Raw genomic sequence first — 21,582 nt, 5'->3', positions numbered from 1 at the left:
AGGCCGTCTGAAAACACCTTTCAGACGGCCTCTGCCTTCTTCAAACCCCTCACGATTCTTGTGTATCCACATCCACCGACCATCGGATTTTGCCGTCGCGGTTTTGCTGCAACACCTGCACCCACAAACTCACGGCGCGGTGCAAATCCTGTCGGGATGTTGATTCGAGGAAGATTTGCGCACGTTCGCGTTCGGCGAGGCGCACCATCAGCATGGGTGCGGCGCCGAACTGGGAGACGCTTTCGGGCAAGAGCGGGGCGAGGGTTTCTTTGGCGGCGTTGAGAAACTCCATCGCATCGGCAACGCGCGGCGCGTCGGCGCGGATGGCGGTCTGAAAACCGAAAGGCGGCATGGCGAACATTTGCCGCTCGTTCAATTCGTTTTCGGCAAACACGGCGTAGTCCTGCGCTTTGACGGCGGCGAAGACGGGATGTTCGGGCAGTTGGGTCTGTATCAACACCTTGCCGGGTTTGTCGGCACGCCCCGCCCTGCCGGACACCTGCATCAGCTCGGCGAACAGCCTTTCCGGCGCACGAAAGTCCGCGCTATACAGGCTGCCGTCGGCGTTCAACACGATAACGAGGTTGAGCCGCGCGAAATCATGACCTTTGGCGAGCATCTGCGTGCCGACCAGAATGTCGATTTCGTTGTCGGCGATGCGGCGGTACAAATCCGCCCAGTCGTTTTTGTGCGCGGTGCTGTCCCTGTCGACGCGGACGACGACTGCCTTGGGCAGGAAGGCGCGCAGGGTTTCTTCGACGCGCTGCGTGCCGTGTCCGACGGCGGTCAGGTCTTGGTTGCCGCAGTCGGGGCATTTGAACGGAATAGGTTCGCGGTGGTCGCAGTGGTGGCAGCGCAGTTGGCGGGCGCGTTGGTGCAACACCATTTTGGCGGAGCAGTTCGGGCAGCCGAAGGTATGGCCGCAGTCGCCGCAAAACAGCGCGGGCGCGAAGCCGCGCCGGTTGAGGTACACCAGCGACATGCCGTCCGCTTCAAAGTTCTGTTTTAAAAGCTGCAAGGCTTGCGGCGAGAAGCCGTTGTCGAGTTTCAGACGGCCTACGTTGAGGATGTCCACTTGCGGCAGTTGTGCGGCGGTATGGGCGCGTTCGGTCAGTTGCAGCAGGCGGTACGCGCCGCTTTGCGCCTTGTGCCAGCTCTCCAGGCTGGGCGTGGCACTGCCCAACACAACGGGGCAGCCGCTCTGCTTCGCCCGCCACACCGCCAAATCGCGGGCGTGGTAGCGCAATTCGTTGTCTTGTTTGAACGAGCCGTCGTGTTCCTCATCGACCACAATCAGCCCGATATCATCCATCGGTGTGAACACCGCCAGCCGCGTGCCGATGACCAATTTCGCCTGTCCCAACATCGCGCGCAGATAATCCTGCGTGCGCTTGCCTGCCGCCATCTGGCTGTGCAACACGGCAGTCGGCACGTCGGCAAACCGGTTTTCCACCCGCTTCAAAAGCTGCGGCGTGAGGTTGATTTCGGGCAACAGAAACAACACCTGCCGCCCCTGCGCCAACACTTTCGCCATCGCATCAAAATACACCTCGGTCTTGCCGCTGCCGGTGATGCCGTACAGCAGAAACGGCTGGAAGCTGCCGAAGGCCGTCTGAATTTCATCGGAAGCCTGTTGCTGGTTGGCGTTGAGCTGAAATTCAGACGACCTTAAAACGGGTTTCGCCGCTTCCGTCGTTTCAATCCAGCCCTGCTCCGCCCAATCTTCGATTAACTTCGCCGCCTGCGTGTTCACCTGCTTCAACGCAGCCATCGTCATCCCGCCCGACAGCAACGCGTCCCACAAAGCCGCTTTTTTGTTGAACCTTGCCGGCGGCGGCGTTTGCGCCCTGCCCGCTTCGTTCAGCGCGTAAAACAACGGCGGCTGCGGCATTTCCACCGCGCGTGTTTCCTTCAAACCCTGCGGCAGCGCGGCAAACACCGCCTGCCCCGTCGGATAGTGGTAATAACGCGACGTAAACGCCAACAAATCACGCCAGCTTTCGGGCAGCGGCGGCTCGTCCGAAAAGGTCGTCTGAACACCCAAAATCCGCGCCGCATCCATATCGGGCGCAATATCCGTTTCCCACACAATCCCGACCACGGTCTTGTTGCGGAAAGGCACAAGCACCCGCGCGCCCAGCGGCAGCGGCTCGGAATGGGAATAAGTCAAAAGGCCGTCTGAAAGCGGTACGTTTACAGCGATGCGGTGGTAGATCATGGTGTGTAAAAAATGGTTTGAGGCCGTCTGAAGAGACGGAAGCTATAGTGGATTAAATTTGAATCAGGACAAGGCGACGAAGCCGCAGACAGTACAGATAGTACGGCAAGGCGAGGCAACGCCGTACTGGTTTAAAGTTAATCCACTATATTTGCACAAATACAAACAGTCTTTATCTAAAGTAAAGCCGTAGCCCTGTCTCCACAAATCGAAATAAGGACGGAGAAAATCGCTGTCAGGCTTGGTGCGGTAAAGCGGGTATTGCAGATAAGCGGACAGGTAATAATCACAACTTACGGAATAATAGGCTTCGGCCAACACTTGTTCGGGGCTGTTGTAATCTGTATTGCTAATCCGCCATTCATCAAATGCTTCTCCAGACAAGTCCTGAGTGTCGATAAAATCTTTCAGTTGCCCGCCGAATGTCTTTCAGACGGCCTATATCTGCCTGTGCGGTCATATCCCGATTGGCACCGGATACTTTATATGCCTTTGCGATAAATCAGTTTCTAGCCGTTTTTTCCTTGAAGGTACGGCACGGGCAGGGATATTATCTTTCCGGCTATTTCTTGGCAAATCCACCCGAGCGCGAAATAAAGAGCCGAAAGGAAGGCTTATGAAAGCAGACAAATACCGCCGTTTCGACGACCCGTTCCAGCCGTCCGGCAATCCTGCCGGCTGCCGCCGTTGCGGCTGTCCGTCCGCCAATCCGCCGCCGCCCGATTGCCGCTTCGTCCGTTGCGCGTGTGCCTGCGGCGACAATCCCGACGACAAAAACCTCACACCGCCCGCAGCCGTAATCAAAACAGATAAGGCCGTCTGACAATATAGTGGATTAAATTTAAATCAGGACAAGGCGATGAAGCTGCAGACAGTACAGATAGTACGGCAAGGCGAGGCAACGCCGTACTGGTTTAAATTTAATCCACTATAACGGAACGAATTGATGCGAAACCTGAATACTTCCGCCCGCCCGGCCGCGCTGAAAACCCACTTCCTCCCGCAAAAAAACGCCCGCAAACCTTCCGGGCGTTTTTCTTTGGCGGCATGATGCCGTTTGGCGGATGAACCTTATTTCAACCGGATTTCAATCAACCCGTCATCATCCGCATGATCGACCAAAATGGCGCGGGTGCGTTCCTGCCAAAGCTCTTTAAACAGCCGTAATTCTTCGTCCGTGGCCGTGCCCGACACGGCTTTGGGCATCACTTCGGCCATCTGCGGGGCAAACGGGACGCGTTGGGCGTGATAGTCGATTTCCGCCGTCGCGCCGGTATCGCGTCGGCGCAGGGCGAGCGTGCCGTCGATATTGCCGTTGAAAGCCAACAGGTCGCGGCGGGCAAAACGGCGGTTCATCCCGATGCCGCCGAAGCCTTGCTCCGTGGCCGCGCCAGTCAGCAGTGTGGCGACGGAGGCGACAACGCCGGTCGTGCCCTCATCCCGTCCGTCGCGCATCCGAACCTCGATACCGCCTCGTTCGGGCACATCGTCGCCGTACAATGCCTTCAAGCCCCGGCAAACCATCAGGTACGCACCGGCCACCGTGGGGCAGGAATGCCCGGCCAGCCGCACGGCATCAACGTAACGGTAAGTCATCAGGCCGTGTTCGGCCGCACCGAGGAATTCGGCCAGCGGGTCGCGAACCATGATGGTCGGGGCTTGTTCGAAATAAACGGGAAAACCGTCGGAATTGAAGATCAGGGTCATACGGAACTCCTTTTGGTTGAATCGGCCGGCCTCGGCCTGAGGCAAAGGCCGTCTGAAAATATAGAACTGATTGTATAACGGAATATCCGGCAAGCCGCGTTTTTCCGCCTTGTCCGTCGGACGGGACGGCAAAATCGCTGCGGCGGGACAGAGGCCGTCTGAAACGGCACCTCCGTGCCGTCATTCAGTTTTCTTGCTCTGACTGCAATTGAAAAAACATAAACCGAAAGGCTGAAATGGAAACAGGCCGTCTGAAAACACGAAACCTGTTTTCAGACGGCCTGCACTTACGGCATCTGGCTAAACGCGGCGGGTTTCCACCTGTTCCAGCGGTGCGGCAGCCGTTTCGGTTTCAACGGGTTTCGGCAAATCTGCGCGGCGTTTGCCCTGCGGCTGTTCGGGTTGAACGGCGGCAACGGCGGCGGCCAAGGCTTCCGGACGGGTTTGAACCAATATCAGGCCGGACGGCGCGGACGGTTCAATTGCGGCAGCCGCAACAGCGGGAGCCGGCACGGCCGACGGTTCGGCTTCCACGGCAACGGGCTCGGCAGGCTGCCCAACCGGCACGGCTTCTCCGACAGGTTCGGTGGTTTCGGTTTCCGCAGAAGGTACGGTTTCGGCCGTATCCATAATCTGCGCCACGGCGGCAAGCACTTTGGCACTGCTGTCGGCAATCATGTCCGCTTCGGCATTTGCGGGCTGCACCATAATAGAAACGGTTTCTTCCGCCTCATCCTGCGGCAAGGCGGGCAGTGTGATGATCAGCGGTTTATCATGGCCGGTTTGCGGCTGACTGTCTGCCGGACGGGTTTCGCCGAAAACGTGCGCGACGGCGGCAAGGACTTTGTCTGCAGCCTCGTCAATCATCAGATACTGCTCGATTTTGGCGGCTGACGGAATGTTGCGTTTCTTGTCGCTGCGGCGGTTGCTGTTGCGGTCGCGCGGATTGCGGCCACCCCGCTCCTGATTGCGTCCGCCGCGTTTTTTCTCTGCGGGTTCGGCAACGGCAGGCTGTTCGGCAGCCGCAGCGGCCACGGTTTCAACCGCAGCGGCTTCTGCGGCTTCGTTGCGTTTCGGGTTGCGTTCGCGGCGGCGGTTGTCGCGGCTTTCGCGTTTTTCCGTTTGAACTTCGGGCAGGGCGGCAACAGGTGCGGCAATAACGGTTTCTTCCGCCGGTGCGCGTTTTTCCGCCTGTTCGGCCATTGGAACGGCTGCGGCCGGGTCGTTGCGGCGGCGGTTGCCGTTGCGGCCGTCTGCGTTTCGGCTGTCCGCACCGCGTCGGCCGTTGCTGCGGCGGCTGTCGGTTTTGGCGTTGTCGGTTTTGGTTTCTTCCACATCCGCCACATCGCTGCGAGAGGCGTTATTCCACGTTTCCCCGCCCGCGCTTCTGCCGGCACCGCGCCGGTTACCGCGCCTGCGGGATGAGGAATGGCGGGAATTGCCTGAGGATTGTTTGCGGCTTTCTTCCTGCGGCTGCTCCATCGTGCCGCTGCCGAACAGGCCTTTGAACCAGGCTTTGAATTTGTCCCACCAACCGGCCGGGCGTTCGGCTACAACGGGAGCCGGCTGGTTGTGTTTGACGCCTTTAACGGCCGGTTCGGGACGGGCGGCTTTGACCCGCTCGTTGCCGAAAGGTTTGGCGTTGTCATCCACTTCGGGCTCGGCGACGCGTTTGTAGCTCGGCGCACTGTCTTCTTCCACATCGTCGCTGCGGATGCGGTTGATTTCGTAGTGCGGATTTTCCAAGTGGATATTCGGAATCAGGACGACATTGACGTCCAAACGCTCTTCCATCGCAAACAGCTCGGCGCGTTTTTCGTTCAGCAGGAAGGTGGCGACATCGACGGGCACTTGGGCATGCACTTCGCCGGTGTTGTCTTTCATCGCTTCTTCTTGAATGATGCGCAAAACGTGCAGAGCGGTCGATTCGATGCCGCGGATGACACCGGTGCCGGCGCAGCGCGGACAGGCGACGTGGCTGCTTTCGCCCAAGGCGGGTTTCAGGCGTTGGCGGCTTAATTCCAAGAGGCCGAAGCGGGAAAGTTTGCCCATCTGCACGCGGGCGCGGTCTTTTTTGAGCGCGTCGCGCAGGACGTTTTCAACATCGCGCTGGTGCTTGGGGTTTTCCATGTCGATGAAGTCGATGACGACCAAACCGCCCAAGTCGCGCAGGCGCATTTGGCGGGCGACTTCTTCGGCGGCTTCCATATTGGTTTTGAAGGCGGTGTCTTCGATGTCCGCACCGCGGGTGGCGCGGGCGGAGTTGACGTCGATGGAAACGAGGGCTTCAGTGTGGTCAATCACAATCGCGCCGCCGGAAGGCAGGCTGACGCTGCGTGAAAACGCGCTTTCGATTTGATGTTCGATTTGAAAGCGGGAGAACAGCGGCGTGTGGTCTTGATAGAGTTTCAGACGGCCTACGTTGTTCGGCATCACATACGACATGAATTCGGAAATTTCCGCATGGACTTCTTCGTTGTCCACCAAAATTTCGCCGATGTCGGGACGGAAATAGTCGCGGATGGCGCGGATGAGCAGCGAGCTTTCCATGAAAAGCAGGTAGGGTTCGCGATGGGCTTCGCCCGCTTCTTCGATGGCGCGCCAAAGTTTCAGCAGGTAGTCGAAATCCCATTGCAATTCTTCCACGCTGCGGCCGATGCCGGCGGTGCGGGCAATCAGGCTCATGCCGGCGGGGACATCCAGCTCGGCCATCGCGTCTTTCAGCTCCTGCCGATCCTCGCCTTCGATACGGCGGGACACGCCGCCGCCACGCGGGTTGTTCGGCATCAATACCAAGTAGCGTCCGGCCAGGCTGATGAAGGTGGTCAGTGCCGCGCCTTTGTTGCCGCGTTCGTCTTTTTCCACTTGGACGATGACCTGCATGCCTTCTTTGAGCACTTCCTGAATGCGGGCGCGGCCGCCTTCGTAGTCCTGGAAATAGGAGCGGGATACTTCTTTAAACGGCAAAAAGCCGTGCCGGTCGGTTCCGTAATCGACGAAACACGCCTCCAGCGACGGCTCGATGCGGGTGATGACACCTTTATAAATATTGCCTTTGCGCTGTTCTTTGCCCAGCGTTTCAATGTCGAGGTCGAGCAGGTTTTGCCCGTCCACAATGGCCACGCGCAGTTCTTCTGCCTGCGTGGCGTTAAACAACATACGTTTCATGATAACCTCTCGGGCGGACGGCGGCCTTTCAGACGGCCCCGGACACCCCGTTAGCACTCACGAAGCGTGTAATCAGTTTTCGAATTTCACACCGCAATACTGCATGCCGCGTCAGGCGGTCATGTGCGGTCGGTTAAGCGGATAAAGAAGGTATTAAAGAACATACGCCGGAGTTTTCCGGCGGCACCCGCGTGCGCTTTTGAGGCGGACACTCTCGGGCTTAAAAAATGACAGCCGACATCTTCTTATTATCGTTTGCCTGTTGTGGTCTGTTTTGTGCGGCGCGGCAAAAGCCCTGTCGTCTTATGCCAAAACGGTTCGGCAGTTCCATTCAAACTTGATTACGGTCTTCCGCCGCGGGCTTTCGCAGACGGAAGGAAATGCTTTGCAGAGTACGTTTTTAATATAGAATCTCTTTTTTCAATATGCTTTGCCCCACAGGGGACAAAACGCGCAGATTATAGAGAAAATGCAGCCGATAAGCAAAGACTCCGCAAGTTTCTTCCGCATTGACGACGAGGCGGCAGGCCAACGCCTTGACAACTATCTGATAAAAATCCTCAAAGGCGTGCCCAAGAGCCACATCCACCGCATTATCCGCGCCGGAGAAGTGCGCCTGAACAAAAAACGCTGCAAGCCCAACAGCCGCATTCAGGCGGGCGACCTGCTCCGCATCCCGCCCGTGCGCACCGCCGAAAAGCAGAGGCCGTCTGAAAACCGCACCCAAGCCGCACCCGCGCGCGAATTCGACATCGTTTACGAAGACGACGCGCTGCTGGTGATTAACAAACCCGCAGGCACCGCCGTCCACGGCGGCAGCGGCGTGAGCTTCGGCGTCATCGAACAAATCCGCCGCGCCCGCCCCGAAGCCCGCTATCTCGAACTCGTCCACCGCCTCGACAAAGACACCAGCGGCCTCTTGATGATCGCCAAAAAACGCAGCGCGCTCGTCAAACTGCACGAAGCCATCCGCAACGACCACCCGAAAAAAATCTACCTCGCGCTGGGCGTGGGCAAACTGCCGAACGACAGTTTCCACGTCAAACTGCCCCTGTTCAAATACACCGGCGCGCAAGGCGAAAAAATGGTGCGCGTCAGCGAAGACGGGCAGTCCGCGCATACCGTTTTCCGCGTGTTGAACCGCTTTTCAGACGGCCTCCTGCACCAAGCCGGCCTCTCGCACCTGACCTTGGTCGAAGCTACCCTGAAAACGGGGCGCACCCACCAAATCCGCGTCCACCTCCAATCGCAGCAATGCCCCATCGCCGGCGACGAACGCTACGGCGACTACCAAGCCAACAAACGCCTCCAGAAACTCGGTTTGAAACGGATGTTCCTGCACGCCGCCGAGCTGCACCTCGACCACCCGCTGACAGGCGAACCGCTGCACTTGAAGGCCGAACTGCCGCAGGAATTGGTGCAGTTTGTCCTGATGCTGGAAAACGCGGGAGAGGCCGTCTGAAAAAAATATTCTATGCTTTCAGACGGCCTGATTTGTAGACAATTCGGGTATAATGCCTGCTTTACTTAACTTCACATTTCAATCATGGATAAACAAACTCCCAATCTGTTTGACCGCCTGTTCGGCCTGTCCGCCGCCGGCACGAATGTGCGCACGGAGCTGGTGGCGGGGCTGACCACCTTCCTCGCCATGTGCTACATCATCATCGTCAATCCGCTGATTCTCGGCGAAACGGGTATGGACATGGGCGCGGTATTAGTCGCCACCTGCATCGCTTCCGCCATCGGCTGCTTCGTGATGGGCTTTATCGGCAACTATCCGATTGCGCTCGCGCCGGGCATGGGTTTGAACGCCTACTTTACTTTCGCCGTCGTCAAAGGCATGGGCGTGCCCTGGCAAGTGGCTTTGGGCGCGGTATTTGTTTCCGGCATCATTTTCATTTTATTCAGCTTTTTCAAGGTGCGCGAAATGTTGGTGAACGCGCTGCCTATGGGTTTGAAAATGTCGATTGCCGCCGGTATCGGGCTGTTTCTGTCGCTGATTGCGCTCAAAGGCTCCGGCATCATCGTTGCCAGCGAAGCAACTTTGGTGAAACTGGGTGACATCCACCAACCCGTCGCGCTCTTGGTATTGGCGGGCTTCGCTATGGTGGTAGCGTTGGGTCATTTCCGTGTCAAAGGTGCGATTATCTTGACCATTCTGGCAATCACGGCCATTTCCACCCTGCTGGGCTTGAGCGAATTTAAAGGCGTGATCGGCGAAATTCCGAGCATCGCGCCGACTTTCATGCAGATGGATTTCAACGGCCTCTTTACCCTCAGCATGGTCAGCGTGATTTTCGTCTTTTTCCTAGTCGATTTGTTTGACTCCACCGGCACGCTGGTCGGCGTTTCCCACCGCGCAGGCCTGCTGGAAGACGGCAAACTGCCCCGCCTGAAGCGCGCTCTGTTCGCCGACTCGACTGCCATCGTCGCCGGTGCCGCACTGGGTACGTCTTCAACCACGCCTTATGTCGAAAGCGCGGCAGGCGTGTCCGCAGGCGGTCGCACCGGTCTGACCGCCGTAACCGTCGGCGTATTGATGCTGGCGTGTCTGATTTTCTCGCCGTTGGTGCAGAGTATCCCCGGTTTCGCCACCGCGCCCGCGCTGCTCTACGTCGGTGCGCAAATGCTGCGCAGTGCGCGCGAAATCGACTGGGACGATATGACCGAAGCCGCTCCCGCCTTCCTGACCATCGTCTTCATGCCGTTCACCTACTCGATTGCCGACGGCATCGCTTTCGGCTTCATCAGCTACGCTGTGATTAAACTTTTATGCAACCGCGTGAAAGACGTGCCGCCTATGGTGTGGATAGTTGCCGTATTGTGGGCGTTGAAATTCTGGTATCTGGGCGGCTGATGCCGTTTACAGAAATCGTTTGCAGTAATGAAGTGTCGAAAAGGCCGTCTGAAATGTTATTCAGACGGCCTTTTTGTGTTGTCCGGATTCGCCGGCAGCGTTACAGGTAGAATTTTTCCAAGACTTTTAAGTCGTCGTCCAACTGATACACCAGCGGCTGGCCGGTGGGGATTTCCACGCCCATGATGTCATCGTCGGAAATGCCTTCGATGTGTTTCACCAAGGCGCGCAGGCTGTTGCCGTGGGCGGCGACCAGTACGCGTTTGCCGCTGATAATGGCGGGGGCGATTTTGTCTTCCCAGAAAGGCAGTACGCGTTCGAGCGTGACTTTCAGGTTTTCGCCGTCGGGAACGACATCGGCGGGCAGGTGCGCGTAACGGCGGTCGTTGTGCGCGGAAAACGGATCTTTCGGGTCGAGCAGTGGCGGCAGGGTGTCGTAGCTGCGCCGCCAGATGCGGACTTGTTCGTCGCCGTATTTTTCGGCGGTCTGTTTTTTGTCCAGCCCTTGCAGTTGGCCGTAGTGGCGTTCGTTCAGCCGCCAGGTTTTGATTTGCGGCACGAAGAGTTGGTCGGACTCTTCCAAAACGATGTTGCAGGTTTTGATGGCGCGGGTGAGGACGGATGTGAAGGCGATGTCGAACAGGTAGCCTTTTTCTTTCAGTTTGCGGCCTGCGGCCTGCGCTTCGGCTATGCCTTGTTCGCTCAGTTTGACGTCGCGCCAGCCGGTGAAGAGGTTTTTGGCGTTCCATTCGCTTTGGCCGTGACGGATAAAGACGAGTTCCATGTTTGCTCCGTTTGTAGGGTTGGGTGGTGGGGCATACGGGCCGGACGGTAAGCCGGGTTCTGTCGTCGGACAGTCATTCCTCTAGGCGCGCCATTGCTGACGCGCTCCAGCAACCTACCCGAACGCTCGGCGGGCAGCGTCGTTGCGTTCTGTTTGGTCTTGCTCCGAATGGGGTTTGGCCTGCTGCGCCCTGTTACCAGGTGCACGGTGCGCTCTTACCGCACCTTTTCACCCTTACCTGTGCCGCCTTTTCAGACGGCCATCGGCGGTTCTGCTCTCTGTTCCACTTTCCGTCGCGTTGCCGCGCCCGGCCGTTAGCCGGCATTCCGCCCTGCGGAGCCCGGACTTTCCTCCCCGTACGCCTTGCGGCGGTACGCGGCGACTGTCTGTCCGACCCGTATGCCGCACGGATTATAGCAGGAACGGGCAAGGCCGTCTGAAAGTCTGCCTCCTTTGCAGGAAACATTTGCTTTCAGACGGCCTCGTGGGTCGGACATCGGCGGTACGGCAAATACGCCGATTGCCGTCCTGTCGGTGGAACGCGGTTTTCAGACGGCCTTCCAACGAAGGTTTAACGGCTGCCGTGCACGGCCTGCCAGGCGGCGTTCAACCGTTCGCCCGCCTGTTTCAAGGCGGAGTCGTTGGCAGCTTTCTGCTGTTGCGCTTCGGCCAGTTTTTGCGAGTAGGCCTGAATGTCGGCTTCGGCCGAAGCTTTGCGCCGCTGTGCGTCTTCGAGCCGCTGCTGGAGGTATATCAGACCGGCATCGGTGGAATTTTGCGCGGCAAGTGCCTGCCGGAAGGCGGCCTGCGCACTCATCAATTCGTCGCCGTTGCCAGCGGCGGCCATGGGCAGGGCGGCGGCCAATAAAAATAAGGTAATCCGTTTTTTCATGTCGTCGTTTCCTGTTTAGTGCGCGCAGACGATTTTGCGCTGCTCTTCGGTGAGGGAGTTGGGCGGAATGGCCATCGGGCGGATATCGACGGCGGTGTATTTTTCGTCGGAGATGATTTTGCCCGTATCGTCGTAAAGGGTGGAGGCCGTCAGGCGGAAGGTTTTGTTGCCGCAGTGGATTTCCCAGTTGTTGATGGCGGTTTTATAAGGCGGCACATTGATAAAGCGTTCTTCCTTCATATCGACGACGATTTTGCGGTCGCGGAAGGTAACGAGTTGGCCGTTGCGCTTGATGCTGTTTTTGTCTACCGCCAGCATGAAGTTGCCGTTGTTGGCTTCGCCCATGTTGTGCCAGTCGCCGCCGGCCTGCGGCACGTTGCCGACGCTCGGACAGCCGGCCAAGATAACCAGCGGCAGGAGCAGCGCGGCAGGACGGAGGAGGTGTTTTGTGTTCATTTGCTATCCTTTCAGACGGCCTTTACAATAACGCGCCCATTATAACGGATAACGGAAACTCCGCCATGACTGCCCCGGCCGCGCTTGAAATACTGAACGATGTGTTCGGCTACCCCTCGTTTCGCGGGCGGCAGGCGGAAATCGTCGAAACGCTGGCGGGCGGCAAAAGCCTGCTGGTGCTGATGCCGACGGGCGGGGGCAAATCACTGTGTTACCAGATTCCCGCCCTGATGCGCGGCGGCGTGGCGGTGGTGGTGTCGCCGCTGATTGCGCTGATGAACGACCAAGTGGCCAACCTGCGCGCGGCAGGCGTGCATTGCGCGGCGGTACACGGCGGCACGCCGCCCGACGACGTGCGCCAAATCGCCGACGACATCGCCGCAGGCCGTCTGAAACTGCTCTACGTTTCGCCCGAACGGCTGGTAGGCGAACGTTTCCTGCGCTTCCTCGACCACACCGCCGTCAGCCTGTTCGCCATCGACGAAGCGCACTGCGTCAGCCAATGGGGGCACGACTTCCGTCCCGAATACCGCCAGCTCGGACTATTGGCCGACCGCTACCCGCAAGTCCCCCGCATCGCCCTGACCGCCACCGCCGACGCGGAAACCCGCGCCGACATCAAACACTACCTCAAACTGGAAAACTCGCCCGAATTCGTCGCCAGCTTCGACCGCCCGAACATCTATTATCAGGTTGTGGAAAAAAACAACGGCAAAAAACAGCTTTTGCAGTTTATCCAAGGGCAAATGGCCGGACAAAGCGGCATCGTCTACTGCCTGAGCCGCAAAAAAGTGGACGACACCGCCGCCTTCTTATGCGAAAACGGCCTGGATGCCGTAGCCTACCACGCCGGCATGACCATGCGGCAGCGCGAAGCCGCGCAATACCGCTTCACCCACGAAGACGGCCTCATCGTCGTCGCCACCGTCGCCTTCGGCATGGGCATAGACAAACCCGACGTCCGCTTCGTCGCCCACCTCGACATGCCGCAGAGCATCGAACACTTCTATCAGGAAAGCGGCCGCGCCGGACGGGACGGCCTGCCCGCCGTCAGCTGGCTGTGCTACGGCCTCAACGACTGGGTCATCCTGCGCGAACGCATCCTCGAAGGCCAAAGCGGCGAATTCCAAAAAAACATCGAACTGCAAAAACTCGACGCCATGCTGGCGGTGTGCGAAACCACCGAATGCCGCCGCGTCATGCTGCTGCGCCACTTCGGCGAACACTCCGAACCCTGCGGCCACTGCGACAACTGCCTGCACCCGCCCGTCCGCTTCGACGGCACGCTGTTGGTGCAAAAACTCCTCAGCTGCATCTACCGCGTCGGCCAATGCTTCGCCGCCGGCTACGTCATCAACGTCCTGCGCGGCAAAGCCGACGATTGGATACGAGACAACCGCCATCAGGAACTCTCCACCTTCGGCATCGGCGCCGACCTGACCGATAAAGACTGGCGCGCCGTCGTCCGCCAAAGCATAGGCCTCGGCCTGCTGCAAGTCGATTCCCAACACCACCACCGCCTGCTGCTGACCGAAGCGGCGCGCGACGTGCTGAAAAACCGCCGCACCGTCATGCTGCGCCCGCTCAAGCGCGACAAAACCGCCGGACAGAAACCGAAGGAAGAATGGCTGCGCACCGAACGCGAAGAAAGGCTGTGGCAGGCATTGCGGAAATGGCGGCAGGAAAGGGCGCGGGCGGAGGAAATCCCCGCCTACATGGTCTGCGGCGACAAAACCCTGCGCGACATCGTCGAAAAAATGCCGCGCGGCTTGGACGGCCTGCGCAGCATCTACGGCCTGGGCGAGGCCAAAATCGACAAATTCGGCGATGAAATACTGGAAGTTTTAGACAGCGCGGATGCCTGAAACAGTCGGGCAGCGTTTGGAACGCGATAAACCACCTCAGGCGGCACCGGCCATCGTTCACCCATTGAATCGAAACAGGCCCGCCACCAACTGCCGCAACACCGTTCAGGCCGTCTGAAAACCGTTTTACGGCTTTTCAGACGGCCTTCGGTTGTTCGGCCTGAGCGTTTTAAGATACAGGATATCCAACAACCATCGCCAAACCATTCCGCCGTACAGTCCCGCGCGACAACCGTGCATGACAGAATCGGCGAAGCAGTTTTGTGCCATTGCATAATGTTTAAGGCCGTCTGAAAACCGTTTTCCGGCTTTCAGACGGCCTTTGTCTGCCTGTCGGCGCGGCCTGAATTATTGGAAACGGCCGCGCTTCACCTGCAAACCGTCGGGGTTCAGGCGTGCGGCCAAACCCTGATTGCGCAGGGCGTGGGTCAGGGCGACGGCCAGCCCGTCGGCGGCATCGGCCTGAGGCGTGCCCGACAGCCCCAGCATCCGCACCACCATATCCTGAACCTGCTCCTTGGCCGCCTTGCCCTGCCCGACCACGGCCTGTTTGACCTGCAGGGCGGTGTATTCGTATACCGGCAGGCCGCGCATCACCAAGGCCGCCACCGCCGCCCCGCGCGCCTGCCCCAGCATCAGGGTGGCGGCGGGGTTCACATTGACGAACACCTGCTCCACCGCCGCCTGCTGCGGTTTGTAGCAGGCGATGATTTCGCCGATGTTTTCGACGATGATGCCGATGCGTCCGGCCAATTCGTCGCCGGGTATGGTTTTGATGCAGCCGGAGGCAACGTAAAAATGTTCGCGCCCGACCACGTCGATGATGCCGAAGCCGGTGATGCGGCTGCCGGGGTCTATACCTAAGATACGCAGTGGTTTGTTCATAAATGGTTTTTTAACAGGGAATCGGCGGCAGGGCAAAAAGGCCGTCTGAAAGTTTCAACCGCCCTCTCCTTCCGCACGGCACAAGGGCACGCTTTGCCGCCACAAGGCGGTTTTGCGCGTTTTGGGCAGTTTTTTGATGCCGGCCTCCAGCCTTTGTGCCTGCGCTCTGTCCAAACCGTCGGCGGCCAGCCTCATTTCGAGCGGTTTGTGCATACGGGTGTAGCGCGCGCCGCGTCCGGCCAGATGGGCGGCAAAGCGTTCGGCGGGGCGGTTGCTGACGCCGCAGTAGAGCGAACCGTTTTGACACAAAATCAGGTAAACGCTCCAATCGCCGCCCGCCTCCGTTTCGGGTTGCAGGGCGGAAAATTCTTCGGGCAGGCGGATGTTCATTAGGGGCATGACGAGGCCGTCTGAAAAATGTTTTTCAGACGGCCTCTCCGGTTTTCAAGCCTTACAGGCGGTTGACCGGCAGCGGTACGACTTTGCCGTCCACCAGGCCGAACCACCAGTAGCCTTTGCGGTTGGGGTCGGTGGCATGGTCTACGCGGCAGAAGGCGAAGGCTTTGTTGTTGATGCAGCCGAAGTTATGCGGCTGCCAGCTGTCGGGCAGGTTTTTTTTCCAGCGGGAAACTTCGCCTGCGGAGGATGCGACCAAACGGCATTCGCCCGTGCCTTGGCAGACGGGCTGCCACTGCCCTCCTCCTTCGCGGCCGTTCATAATCCACTGTTTGCCCTTCAGGACGAACTGCATTTGCATCGGCGTGGGATTTTCGTCTTTGTCGAGCAGGACGTATTCGCCTTGGTCGCTGCTGTCGAGCGGGGCGGCGGTGGCGGCCAGCGGGACGGCCAGGAGGCCGAGTGCGATGAGGAGCGTTTTAGTCATAAGTTTTTCCTTTCTTGGGATGAAGGCCGTCTGAAAAGCGGCGGTGCTTTCAGACGGCCTGAAATTTACACGCCCTGTTTCAGGCTGGCTTCGATGAAGCCGTCCAAATCGCCGTCCAATACGGCTTTGGTGTTGCCGACTTCGTAGCCCGTGCGCAAGTCTTTGATGCGTGAAGAGTCCAAAACGTACGAACGGATTTGGCTGCCCCAACCTACATCGGACTTGCCTTCTTCCAATGCCTGTTTCTCTTCGTTGCGTTTGCGCATTTCCAATTCATACAGTTTGGATTTCAACATTTCCATCGCAGCCGCTTTGTTGGCGTGTTGCGAACGGTCGTTTTGACATTGCACCACAATCCCCGTCGGCTCGTGGGTAATACGCACGGCGGAGTCGGTTTTATTGATGTGCTGACCGCCCGCGCCTGATGCGCGGTAGGTGTCGATACGCAAATCAGCGGGGTTGATTTCGATTTCGATGGAATCGTCGATTTCGGGATAGACGAACACGGAGGCAAACGAGGTGTGGCGTTTGTTGTTCGAGTCAAACGGCGAGTAACGCACTAGGCGGTGAACGCCGGTTTCGGTGCGCAAGAGGCCGTAGGCGTATTCGCCTTCCAGACGGATGGTGGCGCGGTTGATACCCGCGATTTCGCCGTCGTCTTCTTCGAGGATGTCGATTTTAAAGCCCTTGCGCTCGGCGTAGCGGCTGTACATGCGGAACAGCATGCCCGCCCAGTCTTCCGCTTCCGTACCGCCCGCGCCTGCGGTGATGTCGATAAAGCAGTTGTTCGGGTCGGCGGGCTGGTTGAACATCCGTTTGAATTCCAAGTCCGCCATCTGTTTTTCCAGTCCCGCCACGTCTTCCTGCACGGCGGCGAAACCTTCCTCGTCGTTTTCTTCGACGGTCATTTCAATCAGCATGCGGTTGTCTTCGATGCCCGACGCGATGTTGTCGAGCGTCAACACGATGCCTTCAAGGATTTTGCGCTCTTTGCCGATTTCTTGGGCGCGTTTCGGGTCATTCCACAGATCAGGGTCTTCGGAAAGGCCGATGACTTCTTCCAATCGGTCTTTCTTGCCCTGATAGTCCATATAAACGCGGATGTCTTCGCTGCGCTTTTCCAAATCGTTTAACGCATTGTTGAGCTGGTTGATTACTTCGGCTTCCATAATGTTCTTTGTGTAGGATTAAGCAGCGTATTTTAATGGATTTGCCGCCGTTTAGCCATTTCGGGCGGAGAAAGGCCGTCTGAAAAGCGGGAAACGGCTTTTCAGACGGCCTTATGCTATGCTTGCGCCCTTGTGTTATAGCTGACGCACAGAGAAATTTAATCAGTCAAAATAAGGAATGCCGCCCCCGCCATTTCAGGGCATACGGGCATGGATCGGCCGAAGCCCATCCTGCCTGTGTAACCGTTCTTTCGACTTCCAACCATACAAACCGGAAAAAAGGAGAAACATCATGTCCGCAATCCTCGCCTCCCTTCGCCATCCGTTGATTCAGGCACCGATGGCCTTCGCCCACGATACCGCGCTGCCGCTGGCGGTTTGCCGTGCCGGCGCGCTGGGTTCGCTGGCCGCCGCCATGTACGGCCCGCCCGCCCTCGAACAGGCCTTGCAAACGATGCGGGACGAAGGCGGCGGCCTGCCCTACAACCTCAATTTCTTCGCCCACCGCACACCCGAAGCGGACGAGGCGCAACGCGCCGCCTGGCTGGCCGTGCTGCGCCCCTATTTCGACGAACTCGGCCTGTCGGAAGGCGATATTCCCGCCAACGGCGGCAGGCGGCCGTTTGACGCGGACGCACTGGCTTTGCTGGAACGCTTCCGCCCGCCGGTGGCGAGTTTCCATTTCGGCCTGCCCGCATCGGATTTGCTCTCGCGCGTGAAAGCCGCCGGCTGCGAAGTGTGGGCGAGCGCGACTACGGTGGAAGAAGCCTTGTGGCTGGAGGCGAACGGCACGGACGTCGTCATTGCCCAAGGCTGGGAGGCCGGCGGCCACAGGGGCTGGTTTTTAAACCGCGACCCCGCCTGCCAAAGCGGCCTTTTCTCCCTGCTGCCCGCCGTCTGCCGGGAGGTGAACCTGCCCGTCGTTGCGGCGGGCGGGATTGCCGATGCCGATGCCGTCCGCGCCGCTTTGGATTTGGGTGCGGCGGCGGTTCAGGCGGGAACGGCCTTCCTGCTGGCCGACGAAGCCCTGACCAAACCCGCCCACCGCGCAGCCATCCAATCCGCACGGCCGGAAGACACCGCCGTCACCAACCTGTTCAGCGGCGGCGCGGCGCGCGGCATCGTCAACCGTTTCATGCGAGAAGCCGGCCCGATGAACGAATCCGCCCTGCCCTTCCCCTTGGCGGGCGCGGCGGCAGGCGCGTTGAAGGCGGAAGCGGAACGGCGCGGCTGCTTTGATTTTTCGCCGTTTTGGGCGGGACAGGGCGCGGGCAGGTGCGTCCCCGGCAGCGCGGCCGACATTGTCGCCCGTTTGTGCGCCCGCTTGTAAGCGAACATAAGGAGGCCGTCTGAAAAACCTTGTTCCGGTTTTTCAGACGGCCTTTTACATCAACGCATCAAGGCGTTATCAAATATTGGTTTCCAGATAAACGACTTGGGTTTGCAGATATTCTTCCAAACCGTGTTTGCCGTCCGCGCCGCCGATACCTGATTTTTTCCAGCCCGCGTGGAAGCCCTGCATGGCTTCAAAGTTTTCGCGGTTGATGTAGGTTTCGCCGAATTGCAGGCGGCGGGTGACGTAGAAGGCTTCGTTCAGGTTGGTGGTGTACACGGAGCTGGTCAGACCGAATTCGCAGTCGTTTGCCAAGGCGATGACTTGGTCGAGCGTGTCGAAAGTGGAAACGGGCAGGACAGGGCCGAAGGTTTCTTCCTTCATGATGTCCATGTTGTTGTCGGTGTCGGTCAGCAGGGTCGGCTCGAAGAAGTAGCCGCGTCCTTCGGCGCGTTTGCCGCCGCAGACCAGCGTCGCACCTTGTTTGACGGCGCGTTCCACTTTTTCGGCAACGGCTTTGACGGCGCGCTCTTCAATCAGCGGGCCCATTTCCAGCGCGCCTGCTTCGGCTTCGGCAGGATTGCCGTAGCGCACGCCCTTCATGGCGGCGGTCATTTTTTCAATGAACGCGTCTTTCAGACTGCTGTGGACATAGACGCGCTCGGCGCAGTTGCAGATTTGACCGGTGTTGCCGACGCGCGAAGCCAAGATGGATTTCACTGCCAAGTCCAAATCCGCGTCTTTCAAAACGATGGCGGGCGCTTTGCCGCCGAGTTCCAACGAGACTTTGGTGATGTTGGCGGAAGCGGCTTCCATCACTTGGCGGCCCGCTTCGACGGAGCCGGTCAGGCTGACCATATCGACTTGCGGATGGGCGGACAAGGCATTGCCGATTTCCGCACCCGGACCGTTCACCACGTTGAACACGCCTGCGGGCAGTCCGACGGCATCGACGATTTCGGCGAAGATGTGGCAGTTGATCGGGGTTACGCTGCTGGGTTTGACGACGATGGTGTTGCCCGTTACCAAAGCGGGCCCCATTTTGCGGGCAATCAGGAAGAAGGGGAAGTTCCAAGGCAGAATACCTGCCACGACGCCCAGCGGACGTTTGAACAATAAAATATTTTCGCGCGGGCGGTCGCTTTGGATGATTTCGCCTTCGTAACGGCGCGCCCATTCGGCTTGGTAATCGAGATAGTCGGCGGTAAACATGACTTCCACGCGCGCCAAGTCTTTGGTTTTGCCGCCTTCGGCAACGATGGTGTCGGTCAGCTCGTCGGCGCGTTCGCGTATGCCTTGGGCGATTTTGCGCAAATACGCGCCGCGTTCGACCGCAGGCAGTCGCTCCCATGCCGGTTGCGCCGCGCGTGCCGCCGCTACGGCACGGTCAACATCCGCTTTACCGCCTTTGGGTTCGCGGGCGATGGTTTCTTCGGTGGAAGGGTTCAATACGTCACGCCATTCGCCGTTGAAATCATTTTCAAAGCGTCCGTTGATGTACATGGCTAATTGTTTCATTTAGGGTTCTCCTGTTGTTGTAGTCGGATGTAGCGAGTGTATGCTTTTTACGCCGCAACTGCAATGGACAGGCCGTCTGAATATGCAGTTTTGACAAGATGAAAATTTATTTTTCAGACGGCCTTTTACTTTTTTATGCGCAAGACTGTAAGATTAGGTGCCTGCCGACGTCTAAACATCATCTGTTGTAATGTAAACAAAAGGAGTGAAAGATGGAAAACCGGAAAAAATCGGGTTGGAAAATCGCCCTACTGACGGGTGCGGCCGTGGCCGGCGCGGCCTTCCTGCTGCCCCACACCGTTCCCGCAGAGGCCGCGTCCGTGCCGAAAATGTTGTCCGAGCTGAAAACGCCGCAAGGCCGCCCCGCCGACGTTTATTTGAAAAAAGACAAACCCACCCTGATTAAATTCTGGGCGAGCTGGTGTCCTTTGTGTCTGTCCGAATTGGGACAAACCGAAAAATGGGCGCAGGATAAGCGGTTCAGCTCCGCCAACCTGATTACCGTCGCCTCCCCCGGCTTTTTGCACGAGAAAAAAGACGGCGACTTTCAAAAATGGTATGCCAGTTTGAACTATCCCAAGCTGCCCGTCGTGACCGACAACGGCGGCACCATCGCCCAAAGCCTGAATATCGGCGTTTACCCCTCGTGGGCGTTAATCGGTAAAGACGGCGACGTACAGCGCATCGTCAAAGGCAGCATCAACGAAGCGCAGGCGTTGGCGTTAATCAGCGATCCGAATGCCGATTTAGGCCGTCTGAAAAACGCGTTCTACAAACCCGACACACAGAAAAAGGATTCAGCAATCATGAATACGCGCACCATCTACCTTGCCGGCGGCTGCTTCTGGGGCTTGGAAGCCTATTTCCAACGCATAGACGGCGTGGTTGACGCCGTATCCGGTTACGCCAACGGCAAAACGCAAAATCCGAGCTACGAAGACGTGTCCTACCGCGACACGGGTCATGCCGAGACCGTCAAAGTCACCTACGATGCCGACAAACTCAGCCTCGACGACATCTTACAATACTATTTCCGCGTCGTTGACCCGACCAGCCTCAACAAACAAGGCAACGACACCGGCACGCAATACCGCAGCGGCGTGTATTACACCGACCCTGCCGAAAAAGCCGTCATCGCCGCCGCCCTCAAACGCGAGCAGCAAAAATACCAACAGCCCCTCGTCGTCGAAAACGAGCCGCTGAAAAACTTCTACGATGCCGAGGAATACCATCAGGACTACCTGATTAAAAACCCCAACGGCTACTGCCACATCGACATCCGTAAAGCCGACGAACCGCTGCCGGGCAAAAGCAAAGCCGCCCCGCAAGGCAAAGGCTTCGACGCGGCAACGTATAAAAAACCCGGCGATGCCGAACTCAAACGCATCCTGACCGAAGAGCAATACCAAGTTACCCAAAAAAGCGCGACCGAATACGCCTTCAGCCACGAATACGACCATCTGTTCAAACCCGGCATTTATGTGGACGTCGTCAGCGGCGAACCCCTGTTTTCTTCCGCCGACAAATTCGATTCCGGCTGCGGCTGGCCGAGCTTCACCCGCCCGATTAACGCCGCCGCCGTTACCGAACACGACGATTTCACTTACAACATGCACCGCACCGAAGTGCGCAGCCATGCCGCCGATTCGCACTTGGGACACGTCTTCCCCGACGGCCCCAAAGACAAAGGAGGCCTGCGCTACTGCATCAACGGCGCGAGCCTGAAATTCATCCCGCTGGAACAAATGGACGCGGCAGGCTACGGCGCGTTGAAAAGCAAAGTGAAATAAGCGGAATAAAACGTTTGAACGGAAAGAGGCCGTCTGAAAAACAGTTTTCAGACG

16 protein-coding genes, 1 other RNA gene and 3 pseudogenes are annotated in these 21,582 nt (G+C 58.4%); 8 read left to right on the top strand and 12 right to left on the bottom strand.

Annotation, left to right across the window (positions count from 1 at the left end; all coding sequences use genetic code 11):
* Positions 1 to 49 precede the first annotated feature (49 nt).
* Positions 50 to 2,218, bottom strand: coding sequence for a primosomal protein N' (locus HMPREF3107_RS08970; protein ID WP_070455013.1), 2,169 nt, complete (start codon positions 2,216 to 2,218; stop codon positions 50 to 52).
* A 43-nt stretch (positions 2,219 to 2,261) separates the two neighbouring features.
* Between HMPREF3107_RS08970 and HMPREF3107_RS12405 the strand changes: the two are divergent.
* The 3 genes and pseudogenes from HMPREF3107_RS12405 to HMPREF3107_RS12820 form a co-directional block, all read left to right on the top strand.
* Positions 2,262 to 2,372 (top strand): annotated as a pseudogene (locus HMPREF3107_RS12405) (IS5/IS1182 family transposase); the annotation flags it as partial.
* Between the two features lie 462 nt (positions 2,373 to 2,834).
* Entirely contained in the window at positions 2,835 to 3,041 is a 207-nt protein-coding gene (locus tag HMPREF3107_RS12825; RefSeq protein WP_070455012.1) for a hypothetical protein, read from the top strand.
* A pseudogene (locus HMPREF3107_RS12820) lies at positions 3,042 to 3,149 on the top strand (IS5/IS1182 family transposase); the annotation flags it as partial.
* Between the two features lie 140 nt (positions 3,150 to 3,289).
* Here the strand turns inward: HMPREF3107_RS12820 and HMPREF3107_RS08960 are convergent.
* Together HMPREF3107_RS08960 and HMPREF3107_RS08955 are read right to left on the bottom strand one after the other, a co-directional pair.
* A complete protein-coding gene (locus HMPREF3107_RS08960) occupies positions 3,290 to 3,925 on the bottom strand; it encodes a hypothetical protein (protein WP_070455084.1) in 636 nt (211 codons plus the stop codon).
* Between the two features lie 300 nt (positions 3,926 to 4,225).
* A complete protein-coding gene (locus tag HMPREF3107_RS08955; RefSeq protein ID WP_070455011.1) occupies positions 4,226 to 7,093 on the bottom strand; it encodes an Rne/Rng family ribonuclease in 2,868 nt (955 codons plus the stop codon).
* Between the two features lie 469 nt (positions 7,094 to 7,562).
* Between HMPREF3107_RS08955 and HMPREF3107_RS08950 the strand changes: the two genes are divergently transcribed.
* On the top strand, positions 7,563 to 8,555 hold the full coding sequence (locus HMPREF3107_RS08950) for an RluA family pseudouridine synthase (RefSeq protein WP_070455010.1): 993 nt from the start codon (positions 7,563 to 7,565) through the stop codon (positions 8,553 to 8,555).
* An 84-nt stretch (positions 8,556 to 8,639) separates the two neighbouring features.
* Positions 8,640 to 9,953, top strand: a complete 1,314-nt coding sequence (locus tag HMPREF3107_RS08945) for an NCS2 family permease (protein WP_070455009.1) — start codon at positions 8,640 to 8,642, stop codon at positions 9,951 to 9,953.
* A 100-nt stretch (positions 9,954 to 10,053) separates the two neighbouring features.
* On the opposite strand, the gene HMPREF3107_RS08940 is transcribed toward HMPREF3107_RS08945, so the two are convergent.
* The 4 genes from HMPREF3107_RS08940 to HMPREF3107_RS08925 all read right to left on the bottom strand — a co-directional run bounded on the left by HMPREF3107_RS08940 (position 10,054) and on the right by HMPREF3107_RS08925 (position 12,085).
* Entirely contained in the window at positions 10,054 to 10,737 is a 684-nt protein-coding gene (locus HMPREF3107_RS08940; RefSeq protein WP_070455008.1) for a 2,3-diphosphoglycerate-dependent phosphoglycerate mutase, read from the bottom strand.
* 32 nt (positions 10,738 to 10,769) lie between these two features.
* Positions 10,770 to 11,135, bottom strand: an RNA gene (rnpB, locus tag HMPREF3107_RS08935) — RNase P RNA component class A.
* Positions 11,136 to 11,308: 173 nt separating this feature from the next.
* On the bottom strand, positions 11,309 to 11,629 hold the full coding sequence (locus tag HMPREF3107_RS08930) for a hypothetical protein (RefSeq protein ID WP_070455007.1): 321 nt from the start codon (positions 11,627 to 11,629) through the stop codon (positions 11,309 to 11,311).
* A gap of 15 nt (positions 11,630 to 11,644) precedes the next feature.
* Positions 11,645 to 12,085 (bottom strand): surface-adhesin E family protein, encoded by a 441-nt coding sequence (locus HMPREF3107_RS08925; protein WP_070455006.1) that lies wholly within the window; start codon positions 12,083 to 12,085, stop codon positions 11,645 to 11,647.
* A gap of 65 nt (positions 12,086 to 12,150) precedes the next feature.
* Between HMPREF3107_RS08925 and recQ the strand changes: the two genes are divergently transcribed.
* Positions 12,151 to 13,950 (top strand): DNA helicase RecQ, encoded by a 1,800-nt coding sequence (gene recQ, locus HMPREF3107_RS08920; protein ID WP_070455005.1) that lies wholly within the window; start codon positions 12,151 to 12,153, stop codon positions 13,948 to 13,950.
* Positions 13,951 to 14,298: 348 nt separating this feature from the next.
* On the opposite strand, the gene ruvC is transcribed toward recQ, so the two are convergent.
* The 4 genes from ruvC to prfB all read right to left on the bottom strand — a co-directional run bounded on the left by ruvC (position 14,299) and on the right by prfB (position 16,887).
* The gene (ruvC, locus tag HMPREF3107_RS08915) at positions 14,299 to 14,835 is read right to left on the bottom strand and encodes a crossover junction endodeoxyribonuclease RuvC (RefSeq protein WP_003769346.1); all 537 of its coding nucleotides are present in this window, start codon (positions 14,833 to 14,835) and stop codon (positions 14,299 to 14,301) included.
* A 54-nt stretch (positions 14,836 to 14,889) separates the two neighbouring features.
* Positions 14,890 to 15,225, bottom strand: a complete 336-nt coding sequence (locus tag HMPREF3107_RS08910) for a GIY-YIG nuclease family protein (protein ID WP_049253039.1) — start codon at positions 15,223 to 15,225, stop codon at positions 14,890 to 14,892.
* A gap of 61 nt (positions 15,226 to 15,286) precedes the next feature.
* Positions 15,287 to 15,718, bottom strand: a complete 432-nt coding sequence (locus HMPREF3107_RS08905) for a hypothetical protein (RefSeq protein ID WP_070455004.1) — start codon at positions 15,716 to 15,718, stop codon at positions 15,287 to 15,289.
* A 65-nt stretch (positions 15,719 to 15,783) separates the two neighbouring features.
* Positions 15,784 to 16,887 carry a peptide chain release factor 2 gene (gene prfB, locus HMPREF3107_RS08900; protein WP_070455003.1) on the bottom strand — a complete coding sequence of 368 codons (1,104 nt, stop codon included), beginning with the start codon at positions 16,885 to 16,887 and terminating at the stop codon, positions 15,784 to 15,786.
* Positions 16,888 to 17,179: 292 nt separating this feature from the next.
* On the opposite strand from prfB, the gene HMPREF3107_RS08895 reads away from it, so the two are divergent.
* The gene (locus HMPREF3107_RS08895; protein ID WP_070455002.1) at positions 17,180 to 18,217 is read left to right on the top strand and encodes an NAD(P)H-dependent flavin oxidoreductase; all 1,038 of its coding nucleotides are present in this window, start codon (positions 17,180 to 17,182) and stop codon (positions 18,215 to 18,217) included.
* A gap of 78 nt (positions 18,218 to 18,295) precedes the next feature.
* Here the strand turns inward: HMPREF3107_RS08895 and aldA are convergent, their stop codons facing one another.
* Positions 18,296 to 19,738, bottom strand: coding sequence for an aldehyde dehydrogenase (gene aldA, locus HMPREF3107_RS08890; protein WP_003742761.1), 1,443 nt, complete (start codon positions 19,736 to 19,738; stop codon positions 18,296 to 18,298).
* A 290-nt stretch (positions 19,739 to 20,028) separates the two neighbouring features.
* Here aldA and msrAB point away from each other — a divergent pair.
* Positions 20,029 to 21,528 (top strand): annotated as a pseudogene (gene msrAB, locus HMPREF3107_RS08885) (bifunctional peptide-methionine (S)-S-oxide reductase MsrA/peptide-methionine (R)-S-oxide reductase MsrB); the annotation flags it as partial.
* Positions 21,529 to 21,582: the final 54 nt, after the last annotated feature.

The organism is Neisseria sp. HMSC31F04 (assembly GCF_001807735.1).
GTDB lineage: Bacteria > Pseudomonadota > Gammaproteobacteria > Burkholderiales > Neisseriaceae > Neisseria > Neisseria elongata.
Note: the sequence above shows the minus strand (reverse complement) of the source record. Positions and strands in the feature narration are given on the sequence as shown.

Bases quoted from the DNA above. Each gene is read 5' to 3' on its own strand.
- HMPREF3107_RS08970 (WP_070455013.1), bottom strand. From the start codon at position 2,218: ATGATCTACCACCGCATCGCTGTAAACGTACCGCTTTCAGACGGCCTT.
- HMPREF3107_RS12825 (WP_070455012.1), top strand. From the start codon at position 2,835: ATGAAAGCAGACAAATACCGCCGTTTCGACGACCCGTTCCAGCCGTCC.
- HMPREF3107_RS08960 (WP_070455084.1), bottom strand. From the start codon at position 3,925: ATGACCCTGATCTTCAATTCCGACGGTTTTCCCGTTTATTTCGAACAA.
- HMPREF3107_RS08955 (WP_070455011.1), bottom strand. From the start codon at position 7,093: ATGAAACGTATGTTGTTTAACGCCACGCAGGCAGAAGAACTGCGCGTG.
- HMPREF3107_RS08950 (WP_070455010.1), top strand. From the start codon at position 7,563: ATGCAGCCGATAAGCAAAGACTCCGCAAGTTTCTTCCGCATTGACGAC.
- HMPREF3107_RS08945 (WP_070455009.1), top strand. From the start codon at position 8,640: ATGGATAAACAAACTCCCAATCTGTTTGACCGCCTGTTCGGCCTGTCC.
- HMPREF3107_RS08940 (WP_070455008.1), bottom strand. From the start codon at position 10,737: ATGGAACTCGTCTTTATCCGTCACGGCCAAAGCGAATGGAACGCCAAA.
- HMPREF3107_RS08930 (WP_070455007.1), bottom strand. From the start codon at position 11,629: ATGAAAAAACGGATTACCTTATTTTTATTGGCCGCCGCCCTGCCCATG.
- HMPREF3107_RS08925 (WP_070455006.1), bottom strand. From the start codon at position 12,085: ATGAACACAAAACACCTCCTCCGTCCTGCCGCGCTGCTCCTGCCGCTG.
- recQ (WP_070455005.1), top strand. From the start codon at position 12,151: ATGACTGCCCCGGCCGCGCTTGAAATACTGAACGATGTGTTCGGCTAC.
- ruvC (WP_003769346.1), bottom strand. From the start codon at position 14,835: ATGAACAAACCACTGCGTATCTTAGGTATAGACCCCGGCAGCCGCATC.
- HMPREF3107_RS08910 (WP_049253039.1), bottom strand. From the start codon at position 15,225: ATGAACATCCGCCTGCCCGAAGAATTTTCCGCCCTGCAACCCGAAACG.
- HMPREF3107_RS08905 (WP_070455004.1), bottom strand. From the start codon at position 15,718: ATGACTAAAACGCTCCTCATCGCACTCGGCCTCCTGGCCGTCCCGCTG.
- prfB (WP_070455003.1), bottom strand. From the start codon at position 16,887: ATGGAAGCCGAAGTAATCAACCAGCTCAACAATGCGTTAAACGATTTG.
- HMPREF3107_RS08895 (WP_070455002.1), top strand. From the start codon at position 17,180: ATGTCCGCAATCCTCGCCTCCCTTCGCCATCCGTTGATTCAGGCACCG.
- aldA (WP_003742761.1), bottom strand. From the start codon at position 19,738: ATGAAACAATTAGCCATGTACATCAACGGACGCTTTGAAAATGATTTC.